18 protein-coding genes are annotated in these 19175 nt (G+C 55.8%); 17 read left to right on the forward strand and 1 reads right to left on the reverse strand.

Going from position 1 to position 19175, the window contains the following annotated elements; all coding sequences use genetic code 11:
- The first annotated feature begins 46 nt into the window (after positions 1-46).
- Both TCARDRAFT_RS08160 and TCARDRAFT_RS08165 read left to right on the forward strand, forming a co-directional pair.
- Positions 47-706 carry an IS110 family transposase gene (locus TCARDRAFT_RS08160; protein ID WP_007289528.1) on the forward strand — a complete coding sequence of 220 codons (660 nt, stop codon included), beginning with the start codon at positions 47-49 and terminating at the stop codon, positions 704-706.
- A 386-nt stretch (positions 707-1092) separates the two neighbouring features.
- Positions 1093-1884: a HipA family kinase gene (locus TCARDRAFT_RS08165; protein ID WP_007289530.1), complete on the forward strand. Its 792-nt coding sequence runs from the start codon at positions 1093-1095 to the stop codon at positions 1882-1884.
- Here TCARDRAFT_RS08165 and TCARDRAFT_RS08170 read toward each other — a convergent pair.
- On the reverse strand, positions 1846-2481 hold the full coding sequence (locus TCARDRAFT_RS08170) for a L,D-transpeptidase family protein (RefSeq protein WP_007289529.1): 636 nt from the start codon (positions 2479-2481) through the stop codon (positions 1846-1848). The genes TCARDRAFT_RS08165 and TCARDRAFT_RS08170 overlap by 39 nt on opposite strands.
- A 192-nt stretch (positions 2482-2673) precedes the next feature.
- Here TCARDRAFT_RS08170 and TCARDRAFT_RS08175 point away from each other — a divergent pair, with 192 nt between their 5' ends.
- The 15 genes from TCARDRAFT_RS08175 to TCARDRAFT_RS08245 all read left to right on the forward strand — a co-directional run bounded on the left by TCARDRAFT_RS08175 (position 2674) and on the right by TCARDRAFT_RS08245 (position 19134).
- Positions 2674-3486 (forward strand): cyanophycinase, encoded by an 813-nt coding sequence (locus TCARDRAFT_RS08175; protein ID WP_007289531.1) that lies wholly within the window; start codon positions 2674-2676, stop codon positions 3484-3486.
- 17 nt (positions 3487-3503) lie between these two features.
- Entirely contained in the window at positions 3504-6161 is a 2658-nt protein-coding gene (gene cphA / locus TCARDRAFT_RS08180; protein WP_007289532.1) for a cyanophycin synthetase, read from the forward strand.
- A 93-nt stretch (positions 6162-6254) separates the two neighbouring features.
- Positions 6255-6725 (forward strand): chemotaxis protein CheW, encoded by a 471-nt coding sequence (locus TCARDRAFT_RS08185; protein ID WP_007289533.1) that lies wholly within the window; start codon positions 6255-6257, stop codon positions 6723-6725.
- 12 nt (positions 6726-6737) lie between these two features.
- Entirely contained in the window at positions 6738-7601 is an 864-nt protein-coding gene (gene ispE / locus TCARDRAFT_RS08190; protein WP_007289534.1) for a 4-(cytidine 5'-diphospho)-2-C-methyl-D-erythritol kinase, read from the forward strand.
- On the forward strand, positions 7602-8297 hold the full coding sequence (locus tag TCARDRAFT_RS08195) for a GntR family transcriptional regulator (protein WP_007289535.1): 696 nt from the start codon (positions 7602-7604) through the stop codon (positions 8295-8297).
- 35 nt (positions 8298-8332) lie between these two features.
- Positions 8333-9103, forward strand: coding sequence for a nucleotidyltransferase family protein (locus TCARDRAFT_RS08200; RefSeq protein ID WP_007289536.1), 771 nt, complete (start codon positions 8333-8335; stop codon positions 9101-9103).
- Between the two features lie 151 nt (positions 9104-9254).
- The gene (purR, locus tag TCARDRAFT_RS08205) at positions 9255-10067 is read left to right on the forward strand and encodes a pur operon repressor (protein WP_007289537.1); all 813 of its coding nucleotides are present in this window, start codon (positions 9255-9257) and stop codon (positions 10065-10067) included.
- Positions 10068-10097: 30 nt separating this feature from the next.
- Positions 10098-11312: a threonine ammonia-lyase gene (gene ilvA, locus TCARDRAFT_RS08210; protein ID WP_007289538.1), complete on the forward strand. Its 1215-nt coding sequence runs from the start codon at positions 10098-10100 to the stop codon at positions 11310-11312.
- A gap of 152 nt (positions 11313-11464) precedes the next feature.
- Positions 11465-12835: a bifunctional UDP-N-acetylglucosamine diphosphorylase/glucosamine-1-phosphate N-acetyltransferase GlmU gene (gene glmU, locus TCARDRAFT_RS08215; RefSeq protein ID WP_007289539.1), complete on the forward strand. Its 1371-nt coding sequence runs from the start codon at positions 11465-11467 to the stop codon at positions 12833-12835.
- A gap of 47 nt (positions 12836-12882) precedes the next feature.
- Entirely contained in the window at positions 12883-13836 is a 954-nt protein-coding gene (locus tag TCARDRAFT_RS08220; protein WP_007289540.1) for a ribose-phosphate diphosphokinase, read from the forward strand.
- Positions 13837-14233: 397 nt separating this feature from the next.
- Positions 14234-14866 carry a GNAT family N-acetyltransferase gene (locus TCARDRAFT_RS08225; RefSeq protein ID WP_007289541.1) on the forward strand — a complete coding sequence of 211 codons (633 nt, stop codon included), beginning with the start codon at positions 14234-14236 and terminating at the stop codon, positions 14864-14866.
- Positions 14859-15689, forward strand: a complete 831-nt coding sequence (locus tag TCARDRAFT_RS08230; RefSeq protein ID WP_007289542.1) for a polysaccharide deacetylase family protein — start codon at positions 14859-14861, stop codon at positions 15687-15689. Before TCARDRAFT_RS08225 ends, TCARDRAFT_RS08230 begins: the two co-directional genes overlap by 8 nt.
- Positions 15686-16243 (forward strand): aminoacyl-tRNA hydrolase, encoded by a 558-nt coding sequence (pth, locus tag TCARDRAFT_RS08235; RefSeq protein WP_007289543.1) that lies wholly within the window; start codon positions 15686-15688, stop codon positions 16241-16243. Before TCARDRAFT_RS08230 ends, pth begins: the two co-directional genes overlap by 4 nt.
- 6 nt (positions 16244-16249) lie before the next feature.
- On the forward strand, positions 16250-17503 hold the full coding sequence (locus TCARDRAFT_RS08240; RefSeq protein ID WP_040683220.1) for a radical SAM protein: 1254 nt from the start codon (positions 16250-16252) through the stop codon (positions 17501-17503).
- 191 nt (positions 17504-17694) lie between these two features.
- Positions 17695-19134 (forward strand): glucosyl-3-phosphoglycerate synthase, encoded by a 1440-nt coding sequence (locus tag TCARDRAFT_RS08245; protein WP_007289545.1) that lies wholly within the window; start codon positions 17695-17697, stop codon positions 19132-19134.
- The last annotated feature ends 41 nt before the right edge of the window (positions 19135-19175 follow it).

Raw genomic sequence — 19175 nt, forward strand, 5'->3', positions numbered from 1 at the left:
ATAGAAGCTATGATAAAGGAACCGATGATACAAGCAGTTAGCGCAAATGGCAAAAGGAGCTTTGCGTAATAAACTTGCCGATTTAGAAAAGGCGTTAAAGGGCTCTCTTGGTTACCATCAAAAAATGATGCTATCCATGCAACTAAAACATATTGAAACGCTAGATGAAAGTATTAAAGAATTGGATAAAGAAATAGCAGACCGTATGCGCCCTTTTGAAGAAGCCTTGGAGCTATTAGACACCATACCCGGTGTTAATCGGCGCAATGCAGAAGAAATCATTGCTGAGATTGGAGTAGATATGAGTCGCTTCCCATCCGCGGAGCATCTTTCATCTTGGTCAGGAATGGCTCCAGGGCATAACGAAAGCGCTGATAAGCGAAAATCAGGAAAAACCCGTAAAGGAAACCAACATCTGCGAACAACACTTGTACAATCAGCTCGCTCTGCCGCCCGCCAAAAAGATACTTATCTTGCGTCTCAATACCGTAGAATCTGTTCCCGTCGTGGTTCTAACCGTGCTGCAGTAGCTGTAGGACATAGCATTTTAATAATTGCCTATCATATTCTCAAGAAAAAACAGCCGTACATTGAATTAGGTGCCAACTACTTTGAACAGCGAAGTAAAGATGCTGCAATAAAAAGAGCACTTCAACTTTTACAAAACGCAGGAATTGAAATAAACCTTGAAAATATAGTTGCTTAAGATCAGTTTAAAAGTAAATCCTTCTTTACAAATGCCTACTATAAAAAACCTATAGAGTAGGCCTTGGGATCTCTTTGTCTCTATTCGAAGTAGTTGACATAAATTTTTGAAGTGAGTTTTCGGAGTAGACCCCCATGTCGTTAGCACGACACCAACAAAGAATGAAAACAGGTGTAGAGTTTTTGGAGTAGTACACGAAGAACGCAAAGCTGGTGCAAAGTATTTTTGGCGCGACATGCGTCGCGCCTGGTATACCCTTTGCGGCCTTAGCGGCCTTGGCGGTTTTGGTAAAAAGGCGCGTCAGCGCTTTGGCTTTAAGGCGGCAAGTATTAGGTATTTCGGTCATATATTGTAAGGTATTGGCGATGCTGTGCGAGGTGAAGACTGTGTTGAGAGCCATTAGACATCTGGGCCCGGTGGGGGTTGGCGCTACGTCGCCGCAGCTTTTTTGCGCCAGTGACGGGCAAGTCTATGTGGTCAAATTGCAGAATAACCGCCTGGGGCCGAAAATTTTGGCCAATGAGTATCTGGCTGCCCGGTTTGGCGCCCTTGTGGGCTTATGCTTTCCGTCGGCGGATATTATCTATATCGATGAGCCTGTCCTGCGGCAGAGCCGGTGGTTGAGGCGGGCCAATGTAGCGCCAGGACCGCACTTTGCCTGCCGTTACCTGTCTGATGCCCGCTATGTCCAGCGCCGCTCGCTCGCACGGGCGGAAAACAAAAGCGAACTGGCCGGGGTCATGTTGTTTGACCATATGTTTTTTAATCTCGACCGTACCTATAACCGCCGCAATCTTATTGTCCGGCGGGAGGAAACGGGCTGGCGCATCTATGCTATCGATAACTCCCATTTGTTTCGGCGCGGGGTATGGACGGCCGACGGGCTGGTTAAAATGGCCGGCCGCCTCACCGTCAATTACCGTCGGTCTTACGGCGTTTTACTCAAACATTTTCTTACGCCCCGTGACTTTGCCCCTTTTGTCGCCCGGGTGCAGGCGCTCAGGGACGAACAGCTGACCGCCCTGGTCGCTGACATTCCGTATGAATGGCTGCCTGATGCCGCGGAACGGCAAGCCCTGGTGGAATTTTTGCGGCGCCGGCGCGACCTGGTGGGCGAAATCGCCGACCGTCTGGTTCGCTTAATCCCGGATGTAAACCGGCGTGCCGACAAAAATTAGCGCAAATAATTCTTCCGCATGGGGGTTGTGCATGCGGATGCAGCCGTTGGAAACCATTTGGCCGATAAGCCATGGGGCGTTGGTGCCGTGGATGCCGTAGGAGTCATGGTTGAGTCCCATCCAGCGCGTACCAAGGACGCCGCCGGGGTTCATGATTTTGGCGGCGATGGCAAAGTTGCCGACCGGCGTGGGCGTATGTGGTTTGCCGATTGCCACCGGCCATTGGCGGAAGGGCGTATTGCTTTCAAAGAGCGTAAGCTGGCGCTTAGCCTTGGTGATGAGAATATGGGGGCGGCTAAGGCTGCTCTTGCCCCGCGCCGGCGGTTGCGGCGCCGGGTCGACGCTAATTTTTTCGGCTGCCTGCAGGCGGCAGAAGGTGAGGGGCGTCAGCTCGCCGGTGACCGGCAGGCCCTGCTCTTCTTGAAACCGGGCCAGTGCGGCGCGGGTTTCGGCGTCAAACCGACCATGGATCTCTCCGTTATAATGCCCGCGGATGGCGAGAATGTGCTGCAACTCGGCGACAAGCGGTCCGGACGCGCCCTCGCCTATTCTGGTCGTGTCCAGCCGGTGCGGCAGATGGATGAGTCGGACGTTCATCGAGAGTCCTCCCTTAAGCAATATTTTGGACCATTATATGAATGCCGCTTGCCGGTGGTTACGGGTAGGAATTTTTTGTATAAATAACCCTAGGAAATGGCAAAAATAGAAAGTGATTGCGGTTATAAATTGTTTTCATGCTTTGTGGTGCCAATTTATTGGCATGACTATCTTAGCGGACGGAGGTCGTATATGGCGGATAAGCGGGCCGGCAATCTCCTGATTATCGGCGGCAATGAAGATAAAAAAGGCGAATGTCTCATTCTGCGTAAGTTCATTGCCATGGCCGGCGGGCGGCAGGCCCGCATCGCCGTCGTTACCACGGCAACAGAACTGCCGCGGGAGGTAGGCGACGAGTACCGGACGCTTTTTCAAGAGCTAGGGGCCGAAACGGTGTCAGTCCTGTATATCAGCAATCGGGAAACAGCCAACGATCCAAACCAGGCGGCCGAACTGGAAAGCGCCACCGGCATTTTCTTTACCGGCGGCGACCAGCTCAGGCTGACGAGCATCCTGGGCGGCTCCCGCACCGACATGGCCATTCGTCGCGCATACGGGCGCGGGACGGTTATTGCCGGGACCAGCGCCGGCGCCTCGGTTATGAGCGACACCATGATCGTGGATGGTGCTTCCAGCGACACGCCCACCAAATCTACGGTTAGTATGGCCCACGGCATGGGGCTTTTGGAAGATGTCGTCATTGATCAGCATTTTGCGCAGCGTGGCCGCATTAACCGCCTGCTGGCGGCGGTAGCCCAAAATCCTTATGTCTTAGGAGTAGGCATCGACGAGGATACGGCGCTGGCCGTCACCCGCGACGGTGCTTGCGAAGTCATCGGCTCCCAGACCGTTACTATCGTGGACGGCAAAGCAATCGTTCACTCAAATATATCGGAATCCAAACGCAACGACCCGCTGGCGCTCACCAATATCATTATGCATGTCCTGCCGGCCGGGTTTGGCTACGACCTGAAACGGCGGCTGCCGTACATGGTTCGATCGTAAGAGGGGGCTTTGGTTTTATGCAAATTTTGTCTGTGCGCGTACTGGAAGGGCCGAATATTTACAGTTACCGGCCGGTAGTACTGGTTAAGCTCGACCTGGGCGATTTAAGCGATGTACCTAGTACGGCCATACCGGGTTTTGTCGACCGGCTGACGGCCCTGCTGCCGGGGTTGGCCGAACATCATTGTTCGCGGGGCCATACCGGCGGCTTTGTCGAGCGGCTACAGGAGGGCACTTACCTCGCTCACATCTTTGAGCATGTAGCCCTGGAATTGCAGTGCCTGGCCGGTTATGACGCGGCCTTTGGCAAGACGCGCGGCGCAGGCAAGGCCGGCATCTACGACGTTGTCTTCAGCTTCCGGCAGGCGCCGGCGGGCACGCAGGCCGCTTATGCGGCCTACGAGCTGCTTACCGCCGCCATTGCCGACCGTCCTTATGACGTGGCTGGCGCGGTCCAGGCCATCCGTGCGGCCGGGGACAGCTATGAACTCGGGCCGAGTACAGGTGCTATTTACCAGGCGGCCCGGCGACGGGGCATTCCGGTCATGCGGATCGGAGACGCCAACTTGCTGCAGCTTGGCTACGGCCGGCGCCAACAGCGGGTGTGGGCTACCACCACCGGCCGGACAAGCCTGGTGGCTGGCGATTTGGCTTCGGACAAGCATCTCACCAAGCAGGTGCTGGCCGCCGGCGGCATTACTGTGCCTCAAGGGGTCATTGTTACCGCGGCCGGCCAGGCGGTCAAAGCGTGGGAACAGTTTGGCGCCCCGGTGGTGCTCAAGCCGCTGCGCGGCAATCAAGGCAAGGGCGTCACCCTCAATGTGCACAGCGCTGCTGAGGTCGAACGGGCGTTTGCTTTTGCTGCCGCTCATGACCGGGAAGTACTGGTCGAAGAGTATATTCCCGGCCGGCAGTACCGGCTATGCGTCGTTAATGGCAAAATGGTGGCGGCAGCGGAGCGCATCCCCGCCTATGTGGTAGGCGACGGCGTCCATACGGTCGCCGAGCTGGTGGCGATAGTGAACAGCGATCCGCTGCGTGGCGAAGGGCATGAAAAGCCGCTCACCAAGATTAGCATTGACCCCATCGCGCTGACCGTTCTCGCTAAGCAAGGCCTGACGCCGGCCGATGTGCCGGCGCCAGGAAGCATCGTGTATATTCGGGAAACTTCAAACCTCAGTACCGGCGGCACTGCCGTCGATGTGACCGATATCGTTCATCCCGACAACGCCCGCCTGGCCGAGCGGGCCGCCATGCTTGTCGGCCTTGATGTGGCCGGGGTGGACATTGTGGCCGGCGATATTTCCCAGCCGGTCGGCCCCGGTAGCGGGGCGGTCATCGAAGTAAACGCCGCCCCCGGCATCCGCATGCACCACTATCCGAGCGCCGGCAAACCGCGCGACGTGGCCGGCGCCATTGTCGATTATTTATTCCCTGACGGTCAAGGGCGTATTCCCATTATCGCCATCACCGGCACCAACGGCAAAACAACAGTAACGCGGATGATCGGTCATATTTGGCGCACGGCCGGTTACTGCGTGGGGATGACGACTACCGACGGCATTTATATCGACGGGCATTGCATTCAGAAAGGCGATACCACCGGCCCCGCCAGCGCCCGGGCGGTACTGACCGACCCGACGGTGGAAGTGGCCGTGCTGGAGACGGCGCGGGGCGGCATCGTCCGCGGGGGACTGGCCTTTGATCAGTGTGATGTGGGTATCATTACCAATATTACGGAAGATCACCTTGGCCAGGATGGCATCGAAGACCTGGATGACTTGGCCTACATAAAGTCGTTGGTCGTTGAAACGGTCCGGCCTGGCGGTTATGCCCTGCTCAACGCCGATGATCCTTATGTCGTGCGGCTTGCCGGCCGCGTGCGGGGCGAGGTGGTTTATTTCAGCACCGAAGCAGATAACATTGTTGTTCGCCGGCATCTGGGGATTGGCGGCAAGGCCTTCTTTGTCAAAGATAGCATACTCTATGCCGCCTGCGGTAGTCTTGCCAGCCCGATCTGTGCGGTGGGCGACATTCCGGTCACCCTTGGCGGCATTGCCGTTCACAATCTGCAGAACGCCTTAGTGGCGGCCGCTGCCTGTTATTGCCTGAAAGTGCCCATGACCCATATCCGGCAGGGACTGGCCACCTTTGACCAAAATCCGGGACGGCTCAACCTTTTAACGCTGGGCGATATTCGCGTCTGTATTGACTATGGCCATAATCCCGCCGGGTACCAGGCCCTGATTAATACGGTGCGGCGGCTGGGAGCAACACGTCTCGTCGGTGTTATTGCCGCACCCGGCGACCGGCGGGACGACGTCATTGTCAATGTGGGACGCATTGCCGGCCGTGGTTTTGACTACATTTATATCAAAGAAGATGCCGACCGGCGCGGCCGCGCTCCCGGCGAGGTGGCGCAGCTTCTCCGGCGCGGCGTCCTGGAAGCGCAGTTTCCCGAAGACCGCATTGTCACTATTCTGGCGGAAACGGAAGCGGTTGCCAAGGCTTTGGCCGACGCCCGGCCCGGCGATCTTGTTGTTGTTTTTTACGAAAAATACGAGAAAGTTCTGGCCGGTATCCAGGAGTTTGCTGAGGCGCGGCGGCAAGCCCCCCGGGAGGATGAGGGAAGCGGTGTCGGCCGGCTCGTGGTGGCGGGTGTGCACCATTTTTAACATTTCTCAAGAAAAAATGGCTGGACGGTTGCAGGCGAACCTTACCAAAGCGTAGAATATATTACAGCCACAGATTTTATGTGGAGGTGTGCCATGGATAACGTCCAGTCTGCTCCCGAAATCCAGTTGGTTATCTTCCGGTTAGCCAGCGAAGAGTACGGTCTGCCAATAACCAAAGTCCAGGAAATCAATCGCCTGGCGCCGATCACCAAGCTGCCGCAGGCAGCGGCCTTTATGGAGGGCATCATTAATCTGCGGGGACGCATTATTCCCGTGATTGACCTGCGCAAGCGGTTTGGCCTCACCGTGACCGACTATACCGATGATACGCGCATCGTTATTGTGGAAGTGAAGGGCCAGACGGTGGGGATTATCGTCGATGCCGTTACGGAAGTAGTGCGTCTTGCAGCCAGCAGCATCGAGCCGCCGCCGCCTGTTTTTGTGCTTGATGCCCAATATCTGCACGGCGTAGGCAAACTGGACAACCGGCTACTCATTTTGCTCGATATTGATAAAATCCTGACCAGTCAGGAGGAAATTGCCCTCCGACAAGTGGGCGCTTAGCGGCTGAAGTCTATGTTGACCATTAGCGCGTACGCCAAAATTAATTTAGCCCTGGATGTACTGGGCCGACGCAGCGACGGTTACCATGAGGTAGTCATGATCATGCAGGCCGTTACCTTGGCGGATACGGTTACATTGACCGAACAGCCGGGGGATATTACCGTCACCTGCGACCGGTCTGATCTTGCTTGCGATCATACCAATCTTGCCTATCGCGCCGCAGCCTTAATTCGGGATACCTTCCGGATTGGCCGCGGTGTACATATTCATCTGACCAAACGCATCCCACTGGCGGCCGGCTTGGCTGGTGGCAGCGCCGATGCCGCCGCTGTCCTCCGCGGCCTCAACCGCTTGTGGGGGCTTAGTTTAAATAGTCGTGAACTTGAGCAGCTGGGCGCTGCTTTAGGTTCGGACGTGCCTTTTTGTCTGCACGGCGGTACCATGCTGGCGACCGGGCGGGGGGAAATCCTCACGCCGCTGCCGCCACTACCCCATTGTTTTGTCGTTTTGGCTAAACCGGCGGTCAGCGTGTCTACGGCCTGGGTGTACGGCAATTTCCGCCGCGAGGCGGTCGGGCGCCGTCCTGATATTGCGGCCATGCGCCGCAGCCTAGCACAAGCCGACCTGGCTGCAGTGGCCGCGGGGCTGGGCAACGTCCTGGAGAGCGTAACCATTCCCGCCTATCCGGATATTGACCGGCTTAAACGGCTGATGGTCGAGGCGGGGGCGCTGGGCAGTCTCATGTCCGGCAGCGGGCCGACGGTTTTTGGTTTGGCCGCCGGCCGCGAGCAGGCGGAACATATTGCCGCCACGCTTAGGGAGCAAACTGCGGCGGAAATTTTTGTAGCTGAGACATTGATGAAGGTGGAGGAGTAAATGGAACGGCGCTTACTGCCGATTAAACTGGACAGTTATCAGCCGCTGCGCGAGGTGGTGGCCGAAACACTGCGCAATGCCATTAACAGCGGCCTGTTAAAACCCGGCGAACGGCTCATGGAAACACAACTCGCCGAAGAATTGGGCGTTAGCCGCACGCCGGTGCGGGAGGCCATCCGGAAACTGGAACTGGAAGGGTTTGTCGTCATGATCCCGCGGCGCGGCACTTATGTGGCCGGCCTATCTATCAAGGACATTAACGAGGTGTTTGAAATCCGTACGGCCCTTGACGTTTTAGCCGCCGGGCTGGCGGCTGAGCGCATTACCGATGAGGAACTCGAGCAGCTCGAGCGGCTGCTGGTCCAAATTGGGGAAGAGATTGACAAGGGCGAAATCCAAAAAATCGTAGAACTTGACAGTATGTTTCACGATATTTTGTACCGGGCCAGCCGTAACGACCGTTTGGTCGGCATTATCAATAACCTGCGGGAGCAGTTTACCCGGTTCCGCTCTATTTCGATGGCCTATCCGGGCCGGCTGAAAAACACGCTGGAAGAACACCGGAAATTGGTGGAGGCGATTGCGGCGCGGGATATCGAGGCGGCTCAACAGGTGGCCCGCGAACACATGGAAAATTCTGAGCAGGTGCTATTACAGGATTTAAACGAACGGCACAGCAGCGACCGGCCGTACTAACGCCGGATTTGACACTAGGGGGAGAAGCACGCCGTATGTATGACGCCATTATCCTGGCCGGCGGCCAAAATGCCGAACCGCTCCGGCAAGTTTCGGCCCAGCCGTATGAAGCTATGATTGATATCGCCGGTAAGCCCATGGTAACATTTGTCGCCGAAGCATTGGCAGCCTGTCCGCAGGTCGGGCGCATTTTCGTCGTCGGCCCGGCCAGAGAACTGGCAAACTGCGCTCTGCCCCCCAGCGCCGTGGTCGTGGAAGGCGGCAGGACAATTGTCGAGACCATTAGCCGCGGCATGGCCGCCTTGGGCCATGAGCACAAAGTGCTGGTCGTAACCGCCGACATCCCGCTGCTGACGCCGGAGGCCATCCAGGACTTTTTGGCCCAATGCAGCCGGGTGGAAGCTGATTTGTACTATCCGATTGTCCGGCGGGAATACAATGAGCGCTACTACCCCGGCACCAAACGTACCTATGTGCGCTTCCGGGAAGGTACGTACACAGGCGGCAACATCTTTCTGGTCAATCCGGCCATCGTGCCACGCTGCATGGCGGTAGCCGAACGCATCATCGCCAACCGTAAAAACCCGTTTAAACTATGCTGCTTACTGGGCTGGAACTTTGTCTTCAAATTTATATTTGGCCGCCTGACGCTGGCGGAAGTGGAGAAGCGGGTAGCGGCGATGCTGGGCATTACGGGCGCCGTTATCGAATCGCGCTACCCGGAACTGGGGATCGATGTCGATAAACCCAGCGACCTGGAAATGGTGCGCAGCATGGTGAGTATGAGTATGAAGTATGAGGTATGAAGTATGAAGTGTGAAGCTTTATACCTCATACATCATACCTCATACTTTTTTTTACTTTGAGCAGGAATTGCTGCTTTGGCAGAGAACATGAATAAAAATATTTAAATCGAACAAATTATTCGCTAGCTTTCCTGATAATGGAGGTGAAAAAATGGAAAAAGTACGGAGAGTGGAACGGGTAGTGGCGCTCACCAAATTGCTGGTCGACCGGCCGCACCACCTGTTTTCGCTTGGGTATTTCAGCGAACTTTTCGGCGCCGCCAAGTCCACCATCAGCGAAGATATACTCACCATTAAACAAGCGCTGCAGAGCTTTGGGTTGGGAACGCTCGAAACAGTGAGTGGCGCTGCCGGCGGTGTGCGCTACCTGCCGCAGCAGGAGGCAGCCGCGATTAACGGCCTGCTTACCGATCTGGCCGAACGGTTAAAGAGTGCCGACCGGATTATTCCCGGCGGTTTTTTGTATATGTCCGATATTTTGTTTGACAGCCAGCTGATGCTGCAAATAGGCGAAGTGTTTATGACCCGTTTTCAGCATTTGGCGCCCGATTGTGTCATGACCGTGGAAACCAAAGGGATTCCCCTTGCTTTCGCTACCGCCCGGGCGTTCCACGTACCGCTTGTCATTGTGCGGCGCGGCAGTAAAGTTACCGAGGGTCCGGCGGTTAGCATCAATTATGTGACCGGGTCGTCGCGGCGCATTCAGACGATGTCGCTGGCCAAGCGCGCCGTCCCGGCCGGGGCGCGGGTATTAATCATCGACGATTTCATGAAGGCCGGCGGGACGGCGCGCGGCCTTGTCGATCTGGCCCAGGAAGTGGGTGCCCGGGTCGTTGGCGTCGGTGTGCTGGTGGCTACGGCTGAGCCGCAGGAAAAACTGGTCGAAGACTATGTGGCCCTGCTTATCTTGCACGAGGTGGATGAGCATACTAAGAAAACAGATATCAGGCCGGCTCTGGTCTGATACGCAGGAAAAGCGGAGGCTTGACATATTATGGACAATATTACTGTTACCCTTGATGATGTCAAAAAGGCTCAGGCTGCCCTTGCCGGCCTTGTTCACCACACCCCGCTCGACCGCAGCCACACCTTCAGTGCCATGGTTGGCTGCGAAGTATATTTGAAACTGGAAAACCTGCAAAAGACAGGTTCTTTCAAAATTCGCGGGGCCTATAACAAGATTCACTCGCTAACCGACGACGAAAAGCGCCGGGGGGTAATCGCCGCGTCCGCCGGCAACCATGCCCAGGGAGTAGCGTTTGCCGCGCGGTTGGCCGGGATAAGAGCAACCATTGTCATGCCGGAAGTAGCGCCGCTGGCGAAAATCATGGCGACCCGCGGCTACGGCGCGGAGGTGCTGCTCGCCGGCGCGGTTTACGACGAAGCATTCCAAAAAGCCAAACAGGTGCAGGCGGAAAAGGGCCAGACCTTTATTCACGCCTTTAACGATCCGGCCGTTATTGCCGGTCAGGGGACGGTGGGACTGGAAATCTTGCACGACCTCGACGACGTGTCGGCCATCGTTGCCCCGATTGGCGGCGGCGGCCTCATTGCCGGCATTGCGGCCGCGGTCAAGGAACTGGCGCCCCATGTGAAAATTTATGGGGTCCAGGCCCAGGGTGCGTCGGCGGTGTATATGTCGAAACAGGCCCATGAACTCAAGACCACTCCCGACGCCGTCACCATGGCCGACGGGATCGCGGTCAAAGTACCGGGCGATCTTACCTTTGCCATTATTGACAAATATGTGGACGATGTGGTGGTCGTTGATGATGAGGCCACCGCCGGCGCAATTCTCATGCTGCTGGAGCGGGCCAAACTCATGGTCGAGGGCGCCGGGGCGGTAAGCCTGGCGGCCGTTCTCCACGGCAAAATTCCCGCCAAGGGCAAAGTGGCCTGCATTCTGTCCGGCGGCAATATCGACGTCAACTTCATCTCCCGCATTATTGAACGCGGCCTGGTAAAAGCCGGCCGCCGCGTAAAAATGACCACCCTGGTTCTCGACCGTCCCGGTGAGCTCCAGCGGCTGCTGGCCATAATCGCCAGGTCCCGGGCCAATGTCATCCATGTTTATCATGACCGGGTAGCGCGCAACGTACCGCTCGGCCAGGCCGTCGTGGAGCTCAGCCTGGAAACGCGCGATGCCCTCCATACCGATGAAATCCTGGCGAACTTGCGCCGTGAAGGCTACACGGTTAACTTGCTCTAAGTCGGCGTGAATAAACCGACTAATCAAAAGGTTAGGATATTTTTGTCCGGGAGAGGAATATAGCATACAGTGTCGAAAGGGAAAATGGTTGGAAAGCTAGCAAGTCTCGCCGGTTGAGAGGAATACTGACCGGCGAAAGCAGGAGGTACGGTATGTCTGAACTAGCGGCGCTTGTGCTGGCGGCCGGCAAGGGCACGCGGATGAAATCAGCCCTGCCCAAGGTGCTGCACAAGGTGGGCGGTAAACCCATGGTGCAGCATGTGCTGGATGCGGCCCGCCAAGCGGGAGCGACCCGGAATATCGTCGTAATCGGCTTTGGTGCCGAAGCGGTGGCGGCCGAACTGGATGGCCAGGCGGAGTTTGTTGTCCAGGCCGAGCAATTAGGTACCGGTCATGCCGTAATGCAGGCGGAAAGCAAGCTGGCCGACTTTCCGGGCACGGTCCTGGTGCTATGCGGCGATACACCTTTGCTTGAAGGCGAAATGCTGAAAGAACTGGTGGTCCAGCACCGCGCGCAGCAGGCTGCGGCGACCGTTTTGACGGCCCATATGCCCGATCCGACCGGTTACGGACGGGTTATCCGCAGCACTGACGGGCAGGTGCTTAAGATTGTGGAGCAAAAAGATGCCAGTCCGGCTGAACGAGCGGTTAATGAAGTAAATACCGGTATTTATTGTTTTGAAGGGCCGGCGTTGTTTCGTGCCCTGCGGAGCGTGCGCCGCGATAACGCCCAAGGAGAATATTATCTTACTGATGTGATCGGCATCTTAGTAAACGAAGGCGCCAAAGTCTGGGCCCTGCCGGCGGCTGATTACCGGGCGACGCTGGGCATTAATTCACGCTTGCAATTGGCTGAGGCCGAACGGATCATCCGCCAGCGCAAGCTGACGGCGCTGATGGAAAGCGGCGTTACCATCATGGACCCGGCCAGCACGTTTATCGACGCCGAGGTCCAAATCGCCCCGGATACCATTATTTATCCCTTTACCTGGCTGGAAGGCCGGACGGTGATTGGCCAGGGCTGCGTTATCGGCCCCAGTACGCGTATCCAGGACACGACTGTTGGCGACAATGTCACCATCCACTTTACTTATGCGCACGAGTGCCAAATCGGCGACGACGTGACGGTCGGTCCCTATGTCCATCTTCGGCCGGGTACGGTCCTGGCCAGGGGCGTCAAAATCGGCAATTTTGTCGAAGTAAAGAATTCGCAGGTCGGGGAAAACAGCAAGATTCCCCACCTTAGCTATATTGGCGACACCGATATGGGGGCGCGGGTCAATATTGGTTCGGGTACGATTACCGTCAATTACGACGGTAAGCAAAAATACCGCACCACCATTGAGGATGATGCGTTTATCGGTTGCAACACCAATCTGGTGGCGCCGGTGACGGTAGGCTGCGGCGCCTATGTGGCTGCCGGCTCGACAATTACCAAGAATGTGCCGCCGTCCGCCCTGGGGGTGGCCCGCGCCCGGCAGACCAACATCGAAGGATGGGCGGACAAGCACCGGAAAAAGTAACAGGCCGGGCGCTGTCGGCGCGGCTTGTATCTGGAGGTTTACGGACAATGATGTTAGACGACGGTAAACGACTGCGCATTTTCACCGGCAACGCTAATCCCGCGTTGGCCGAAGAAATTGCGTCTTATCTCGGCCTGACGGTCGGCGACGCTTTCGTGGGTCGCTTTAACAACGGTGAAATTCAGGTGATCATTGATGAGAGTGTACGCGGCAAGGATGTTTTCATCGTCCAGCCGACCAGCCAGCCGGTAAACGACAACCTGATGGAACTCTTAATCATGGTTGACGCTTTCAAGCGGGCCTCGGCCCGCCATATTACCGCCGTAATTCCCTATTACGGCTATGCGCGGCAGGACCGCAAGACGCGGGGCCGGGAACCCATTTCCGCTAAACTGATCGCCAATTTGCTGACAACGGCCGGGGTAACGCGCGTCGTTACCATGGATCTGCATGCCGGCCAAATTCAGGGTTTTTTCGACATCCCGGTCGACCATCTGCTCGGGGTGCCGATTTTGGCTGAATATATCGCCGCGAAAAAATTGGAAGACCTGATTGTCGTTTCCCCCGACCTGGGCGGCGTCACGCGGGCTCGGCAACTGGCCGACCGCCTGCATGCGCCCATTGCGATAATTGAAAAACGCCGCCCTGCGCCGGGTGTGGCCGAGGTAATGAACCTTATCGGCAGCGTTGAAGGCAAGACCGCGGTTATTATCGACGACATCGTCGACACGGCCGGGTCGCTGACCGAAGGCGCCCGGGCCCTGGCCCAGTTCGGCGCTAAGGAAGTTTACGCTTGCTGCACCCACCCGGTACTTAGTCCGCCGGCGATCGAGCGGGTGGAAAACTCCAATATTAAAGAACTTATTGTCACCAACACCATCCCCGTTCCACCGGAGAAACGGACGCCGAAAATTAAGGTGTTGTCCGTCGCACCGCTGTTTGGTGAGGCCATCATCCGCATCTTCGGCGATCTGTCGGTGAGCAAGCTCTTTGACGATTAAACAGCGACTGTTTAGTGAGATTGCCGGCTAAAGGAGCGGCAATCTCATTTTGTTATAAAAAGCAAGTTTTAGTGGAAAATGGTAAATGGAAAGTGGAGGAAAACCACGGAGGACACGGAGAAAATTTGTTTAGCGCGATGAAAGCGCGTCTCCGTGGTCTACCCTGAAAATCGGTGACTTCAAAATAGGGAATATAGGGAACCGCAGAGGACGCGGAGGAATATTTTTTTACTTTAATCTTTAGCGCGATGAATATCGCGCCTCTGTGTTCTCCGTGGTTAAAATAATTTTTCATTATTTGTGGCGACATTTATTGGCATGATTATCTCTGCAGTTCGGATAATTACCGTTAACCCTTTGCGTCCTTCGTGGTTAATTCGCTAGAGGAGGCGGCGCCATGCGCATCGAGCAGGCCACGGCGGCGGATATACCGGCCATTGCCGCGATTTTTACCGAGTGCTTTAAAGAGAGCGTGCTTCATCACTGCGGCGGGCGTTTGCCGAAGCCGCAGGCGATGATCGATGTGTTTACTCTGGTGTATGACACCGAGCCGTCGGCGGCTTTTGTCGCCCGGGACGGGGGCGCCGTCGTGGGTTATTGCTTTGCGCCGGCCCGTTTATCCAGACTGTGGCGGCGCGCGGTATTGAGCGGAGCGCTTTTTCGCTGGGGGTGGCGGTGGGTCACGGGCCGCTATGGTTTCGGCCTGCATCCGTTTAAAATTATTGTGCTCAATAAACTGGCTTTTTTGCGTTCAGCGGTGGCGCCGGCCAAAGCGGCGGATGCCCGCATTCTGTCGATTGCCGTTACCAAGGCGTGTCGCGGCCGGGGTGTTGCCAGCGCCCTCATGGACGCGGCGCTCGCATATTTTCGCTCCTGCCGGGTAAGAAGAGTGCGTCTTGAAGTCCGGCCGGACAACGCTCCGGCCATTCGCGTCTATGAAAAACATGGCTTTGTGCGGGGCGGCGTTACCTACGATTCGCAGGGGCCATGGCTCATCATGTTTAAGGAAATGGGGGCCGGAAATGTTTGAACCTAAGCTGCGGCTGATTAGTATACTTGGACTGCTGACAACAGTGGTCGTCATCAGCCTGGTTCTCGACTACTTGCGGATTTTACGGCGGCCGGCGCGCCTGGGGCTGGGCGTGGCCATCCTGGGTATCATTGCCGGCTTTGTGTTTACGCTTAATGCCGTTTTGCCGGGAACGGACTTTTACGGGCCGGCTTTTTCCGAAGGCGATGTCACCCAGAAGCTGGTGGCCCTCACTTTCGACGACGGCCCCTATCCGCCCTATACCGGCCAGATTTTGGACATACTAAAAGAATATCAGGTGCCGGCCACCTTTTTCGTCATCGGCAAAAATGCGGAAAAACACCCTGACCTGGTGAAACGGATCGTGGCGGAAGGGCATCAGCTTGGTAATCATACCTATAACCATATCGATCTTTTAAAGGCCGACCGGGAGACGATTGCCGCCGAGGTTGACCGGACCAGCGCAGTGCTGGCGGCCATCACCGGCCAGGCGCCGCCGCGCATTGTCCGACCGCCTCATGGTTTTCGCGATGCCGTCGTGATGGACGTTATGGCTGAAAAGGGCCTTAAAGTGGTCGAATGGTCAGTCATGAGCCGCGATTGGACAAGTCCCGGAGTGGATGTTATTGTTGCCCGCACCGTCAGCAAAGTCAAAAACGGCTCCATCATCCTGCTTCATGACGGCGATGGCGTAGCGGCCAGTGCGTCTCGCGCTCAAACGGTGGAGGCGGTGCGCCACATTATCCGCGACCTGTCAGCCAAGGGCTACCGGTTTGTGACTGTCGACGAAATTCTGGCCAAAACGGAGGAAAAGAATCGATGAAAGTAATTGTGGGCCTGGGTAACCCCGGCCGGGAGTACAGCGCTACCCGCCACAATGTCGGTTTTATGGTGGTCGACGAGCTGGCGCGCCGGTGGGGCGTCAGTGACTGGCGCCGCCGCCACGAGGCCGAGGTGGCCGAATACCGGGGCGCCGAAGCCGTGCTCCTGGTCAAACCGCAGACATACATGAATTTAAGCGGCCGCGCCGTGGGCGAGATTGCCCGCTGGTACAAACTGGCGGCCGAAGACATCATCGTTGTTTTCGACGACCTCGACCTGCCGGTGGGACGGCTGCGCCTGCGCATGAAGGGCTCAAGCGGCGGACACCGGGGGATTGAATCCATTCTGGCTCAGCTCGGCGCCGATACTTTTGCCCGTGTGCGGGTCGGCATCGGCCGGCCGCCGCAAGGGTGGGCGACGGCCGATTATGTCCTGAGCAAATTCACGCCGGACGAAGCGCCTTTGATCGAACAGGCCATTGTCCGCGCCGCCGATGCGGTGGAGACCATCCTCAAAGACGGACTGAACAAAGCGATGAATGCGTTTAACAAGTAGGTGAAAATGATGGGTTTAGTTACCGCATTATACGCCGACTCTAGCGGCAATATCTTTGATGCCCCGGGCTATCAGGCCGTGGGGCGGTCGGGCTGCGCTACGGTCAGACTTAGTGCTGACGAAATGATTCCCCTCCCGAAAGGGGCTGAGCTCATGTTTTTGCCCGGCCGGACGGCCCTGGCCGCCCGCGAAAATAAGATCGAACCTCTTGCCGGGCCGCTCCTGGCGGTGGCCGCCATGCTGCCGGTCGGCTACACTCGCACCTATCTGCCCGCTTTTCACCGGCAGGAGGGGGCGCCGCCGCTGCCCCTGTTCGGCTACACGGCCGTAGCTTTGTATAAGGACGAAATGTATGTGGCTGCCATGCAGAGCGCCGCCAACGATAAATGGGACCCGGCCCGCTACAATACTGCCGACCTGCCCCGCCGCATCGCGCGGGTGAAGAAGGACTTGCCCAACAACCGCCTGGTGGAGCATTTGGCGCACTGCTCGCTCAAGTGGCATTGCTGCACGGCCCAAAACCTCTTTTACCGGCGGTGGGAGGCGGGGATCCCTGTGTCGCCGGTCTGCAATGCCAACTGCCTGGGCTGCATTTCCCTGCAGCCAGCCGAGTGCTGTCCCGCGCCGCAAAGCCGCATTGCCTTCCACCCGACGGCCGAAGAAGTGGCAGAGGTGGGCGTATATCACCTTTCCGGCGCTCCGGACGCCATCATCAGCTTCGGCCAGGGCTGTGAAGGCGAGCCGGCGCTGGCCGCCGGCACCATTGCCGCCGCGGTTCGCCGCATCCGGGCCCGGACCGGCCGGGGCATCATCAACATTAATACCAACGCCGGCTATACCGACGGCATTGCCCAAATTGTCGACGCCGGCCTAAACAGCATGCGGGTAAGCATTATCAGCGCCCGCCCCGACGCTTACCAAGCCTATTACCGTGCCGGCTACCGCCTGGACGATGTGAAGGCGTCCATCCGTTACGCCAAAGCGAAAGGGGTATATGTCTCGCTGAATATGCTGCTCTTTCCTGGTTTTAATGATCGGCCGGAGGAGGCGGCGGCCTGGTTTGATTTTCTTGCGGAAACCGGGGTAGATATGGTGCAGCTGCGCAACCTCAATCTCGACCCTGATTTGTTCCTGACCGCCATGCCGCCATCATCTGCCGAGCCCATAGGCGTGCGCCCCTTCCTGGCCGAACTGGCGCACCGCTTTCCCCGCCTGCGCCTGGGCAGTTTTACCGAGTACAATTTTGCTAAACATAAATAAAGCAAGAGGGCCAAGATTATTGTCAATGGCAAAATTATATAATGTAGTAAAAATTTTACAAATAATATATAATATAAAAATAATACCATGGTTAGCTTATATGGGAGTCTGATGGCAGAAGACTCCTTTTTGTGCATTATAGAAGTTTGGCAATAATTAATGCATGAGGATAATCTTACGGGGGTGCCGATATGGTAACAGAAAAATTTGTTGGCTGGCCATTGGTAGAACAGGATTATGCTGTACACATTCTAACACCAGACATTAATAACATTAAAGATATTAAGGATAAAACCGTTATTTATACGGAGGGCTGGCAACAAGGGCCTTTAGCTGCTGTGTTGCGCGGTGGCATCAATGCAAAGGCGGTGCTTGACGTTTTAGCGGCCTCAGGGGTTAGAGAAATAACTATTTTTCATCTTGAGGAAAAAATACCTTATTTGGAGGATGTTTTTTTGTCTTCAGTGGTAGCTCCTGCCCATGAAATGTTTGACCATGTGGCCGTGCATTGGCGCCGGGAGCCTTCTATCTATGACTTGGTTACCCAAATTGGCAAAGATTATAATATGCTATTATTTGGAGCACCTCTTGCTTTATCGGAAATATTGCCTTTTTACAAATCAATAAAAGAATATTATGCAGGCAGTATCACTATTGTTAAGGCATCGAGCCATGATATTGAGTTTGATGAGACTGATGAAATATACAAATGGCTACGCCAGCGGACATTTGAAGCGACGGACTTTGCCCTGCCTTCAGTATTACGCAGTCATAAAAAGAAACTAAATAAAAAGATTGCCGTCATATTACCCAGTCTCAATGAGGAGCGGACTGTAGGTAACGTTATTGAAACGGCTTTGGAAGTTAAAGATGCAGGCATTATTGACGAAGTGATTTTAGTTGATTCGCAGTCGACAGATAATACCGTATCTGTCGCGGAGACGTTTGGCATTCCGGTTTTTCGCCACCCGGAGATCGAACCGCAGCTCGGCAGTTATCGCGGCAAGGGTGAAGCAATGTATAAGAGTTTATTTGTTACAGACTGTGATATTTTGGCTTGGGTGGATACCGACATTGAAAGTATTACACCGCGGTTTTTCTATGGACTGCTTGGGCCAATGTTGACTCATCCGGAAATCAAATTTTCTAAAGGTTATTTTTCCCGGCCTGTGCGGGTGGAAGCATCTGGCCTGGAATTGGGAGGCGGGCGTGTTACTGAGATTTTTGCCCGGCCGTGGATCAATGCCTTTTTGCCGCAGCTTTCCGGCTTCATCCAACCGTTGGCTGGGACAGTTGCCATTTACCGTGAGGAAATGTTAAAGATGCGCATACCGGCCAATTATGGCGTTGAAATTGCCATGCTGGTGCAGGCGGTAGCGAATGCTGGCCTTTGGTCTACCTGTCAGGTTAATTTGGGCGAGGTTATTCATCGGTCGAAAGACGTAGCCAGTTTAAGTGAAATGTCGTTTCAAATATTACAAGTGCTTATTGAACTTATGGGCATTAAGGAACTGGGCCGGCATGAAACATTGCGGCGAGTATATTCGGCTTTCGGCAAATTTGAGTTAAGTAGCAAACGTTTTAAAACGTTTTGGCGTGAATATAAATCGGAAGCGAGTGACAAAATCTAATAAATAGCAGATAAAAGCCTACCGGCGGGCAATAATGGTAC

Source organism: Thermosinus carboxydivorans Nor1 (assembly GCF_000169155.1).
Taxonomy (GTDB): domain Bacteria; phylum Bacillota; class Negativicutes; order Sporomusales; family Thermosinaceae; genus Thermosinus; species Thermosinus carboxydivorans.

Bases quoted from the DNA above. Each gene is read 5' to 3' on its own strand.
- TCARDRAFT_RS08200 (WP_007289536.1), top strand. From the start codon at position 8,333: ATGTATGACGCCATTATCCTGGCCGGCGGCCAAAATGCCGAACCGCTC.
- ispE (WP_007289534.1), top strand. From the start codon at position 6,738: ATGTTGACCATTAGCGCGTACGCCAAAATTAATTTAGCCCTGGATGTA.
- TCARDRAFT_RS08225 (WP_007289541.1), top strand. From the start codon at position 14,234: ATGCGCATCGAGCAGGCCACGGCGGCGGATATACCGGCCATTGCCGCG.
- TCARDRAFT_RS08185 (WP_007289533.1), top strand. From the start codon at position 6,255: ATGGATAACGTCCAGTCTGCTCCCGAAATCCAGTTGGTTATCTTCCGG.
- TCARDRAFT_RS08245 (WP_007289545.1), top strand. From the start codon at position 17,695: ATGGTAACAGAAAAATTTGTTGGCTGGCCATTGGTAGAACAGGATTAT.
- cphA (WP_007289532.1), top strand. From the start codon at position 3,504: ATGCAAATTTTGTCTGTGCGCGTACTGGAAGGGCCGAATATTTACAGT.
- glmU (WP_007289539.1), top strand. From the start codon at position 11,465: ATGTCTGAACTAGCGGCGCTTGTGCTGGCGGCCGGCAAGGGCACGCGG.
- ilvA (WP_007289538.1), top strand. From the start codon at position 10,098: ATGGACAATATTACTGTTACCCTTGATGATGTCAAAAAGGCTCAGGCT.
- TCARDRAFT_RS08230 (WP_007289542.1), top strand. From the start codon at position 14,859: ATGTTTGAACCTAAGCTGCGGCTGATTAGTATACTTGGACTGCTGACA.
- TCARDRAFT_RS08220 (WP_007289540.1), top strand. From the start codon at position 12,883: ATGATGTTAGACGACGGTAAACGACTGCGCATTTTCACCGGCAACGCT.
- TCARDRAFT_RS08175 (WP_007289531.1), top strand. From the start codon at position 2,674: ATGGCGGATAAGCGGGCCGGCAATCTCCTGATTATCGGCGGCAATGAA.
- TCARDRAFT_RS08240 (WP_040683220.1), top strand. From the start codon at position 16,250: ATGATGGGTTTAGTTACCGCATTATACGCCGACTCTAGCGGCAATATC.
- TCARDRAFT_RS08160 (WP_007289528.1), top strand. From the start codon at position 47: ATGGCAAAAGGAGCTTTGCGTAATAAACTTGCCGATTTAGAAAAGGCG.
- pth (WP_007289543.1), top strand. From the start codon at position 15,686: ATGAAAGTAATTGTGGGCCTGGGTAACCCCGGCCGGGAGTACAGCGCT.
- purR (WP_007289537.1), top strand. From the start codon at position 9,255: ATGGAAAAAGTACGGAGAGTGGAACGGGTAGTGGCGCTCACCAAATTG.
- TCARDRAFT_RS08195 (WP_007289535.1), top strand. From the start codon at position 7,602: ATGGAACGGCGCTTACTGCCGATTAAACTGGACAGTTATCAGCCGCTG.
- TCARDRAFT_RS08170 (WP_007289529.1), bottom strand. From the start codon at position 2,481: ATGAACGTCCGACTCATCCATCTGCCGCACCGGCTGGACACGACCAGA.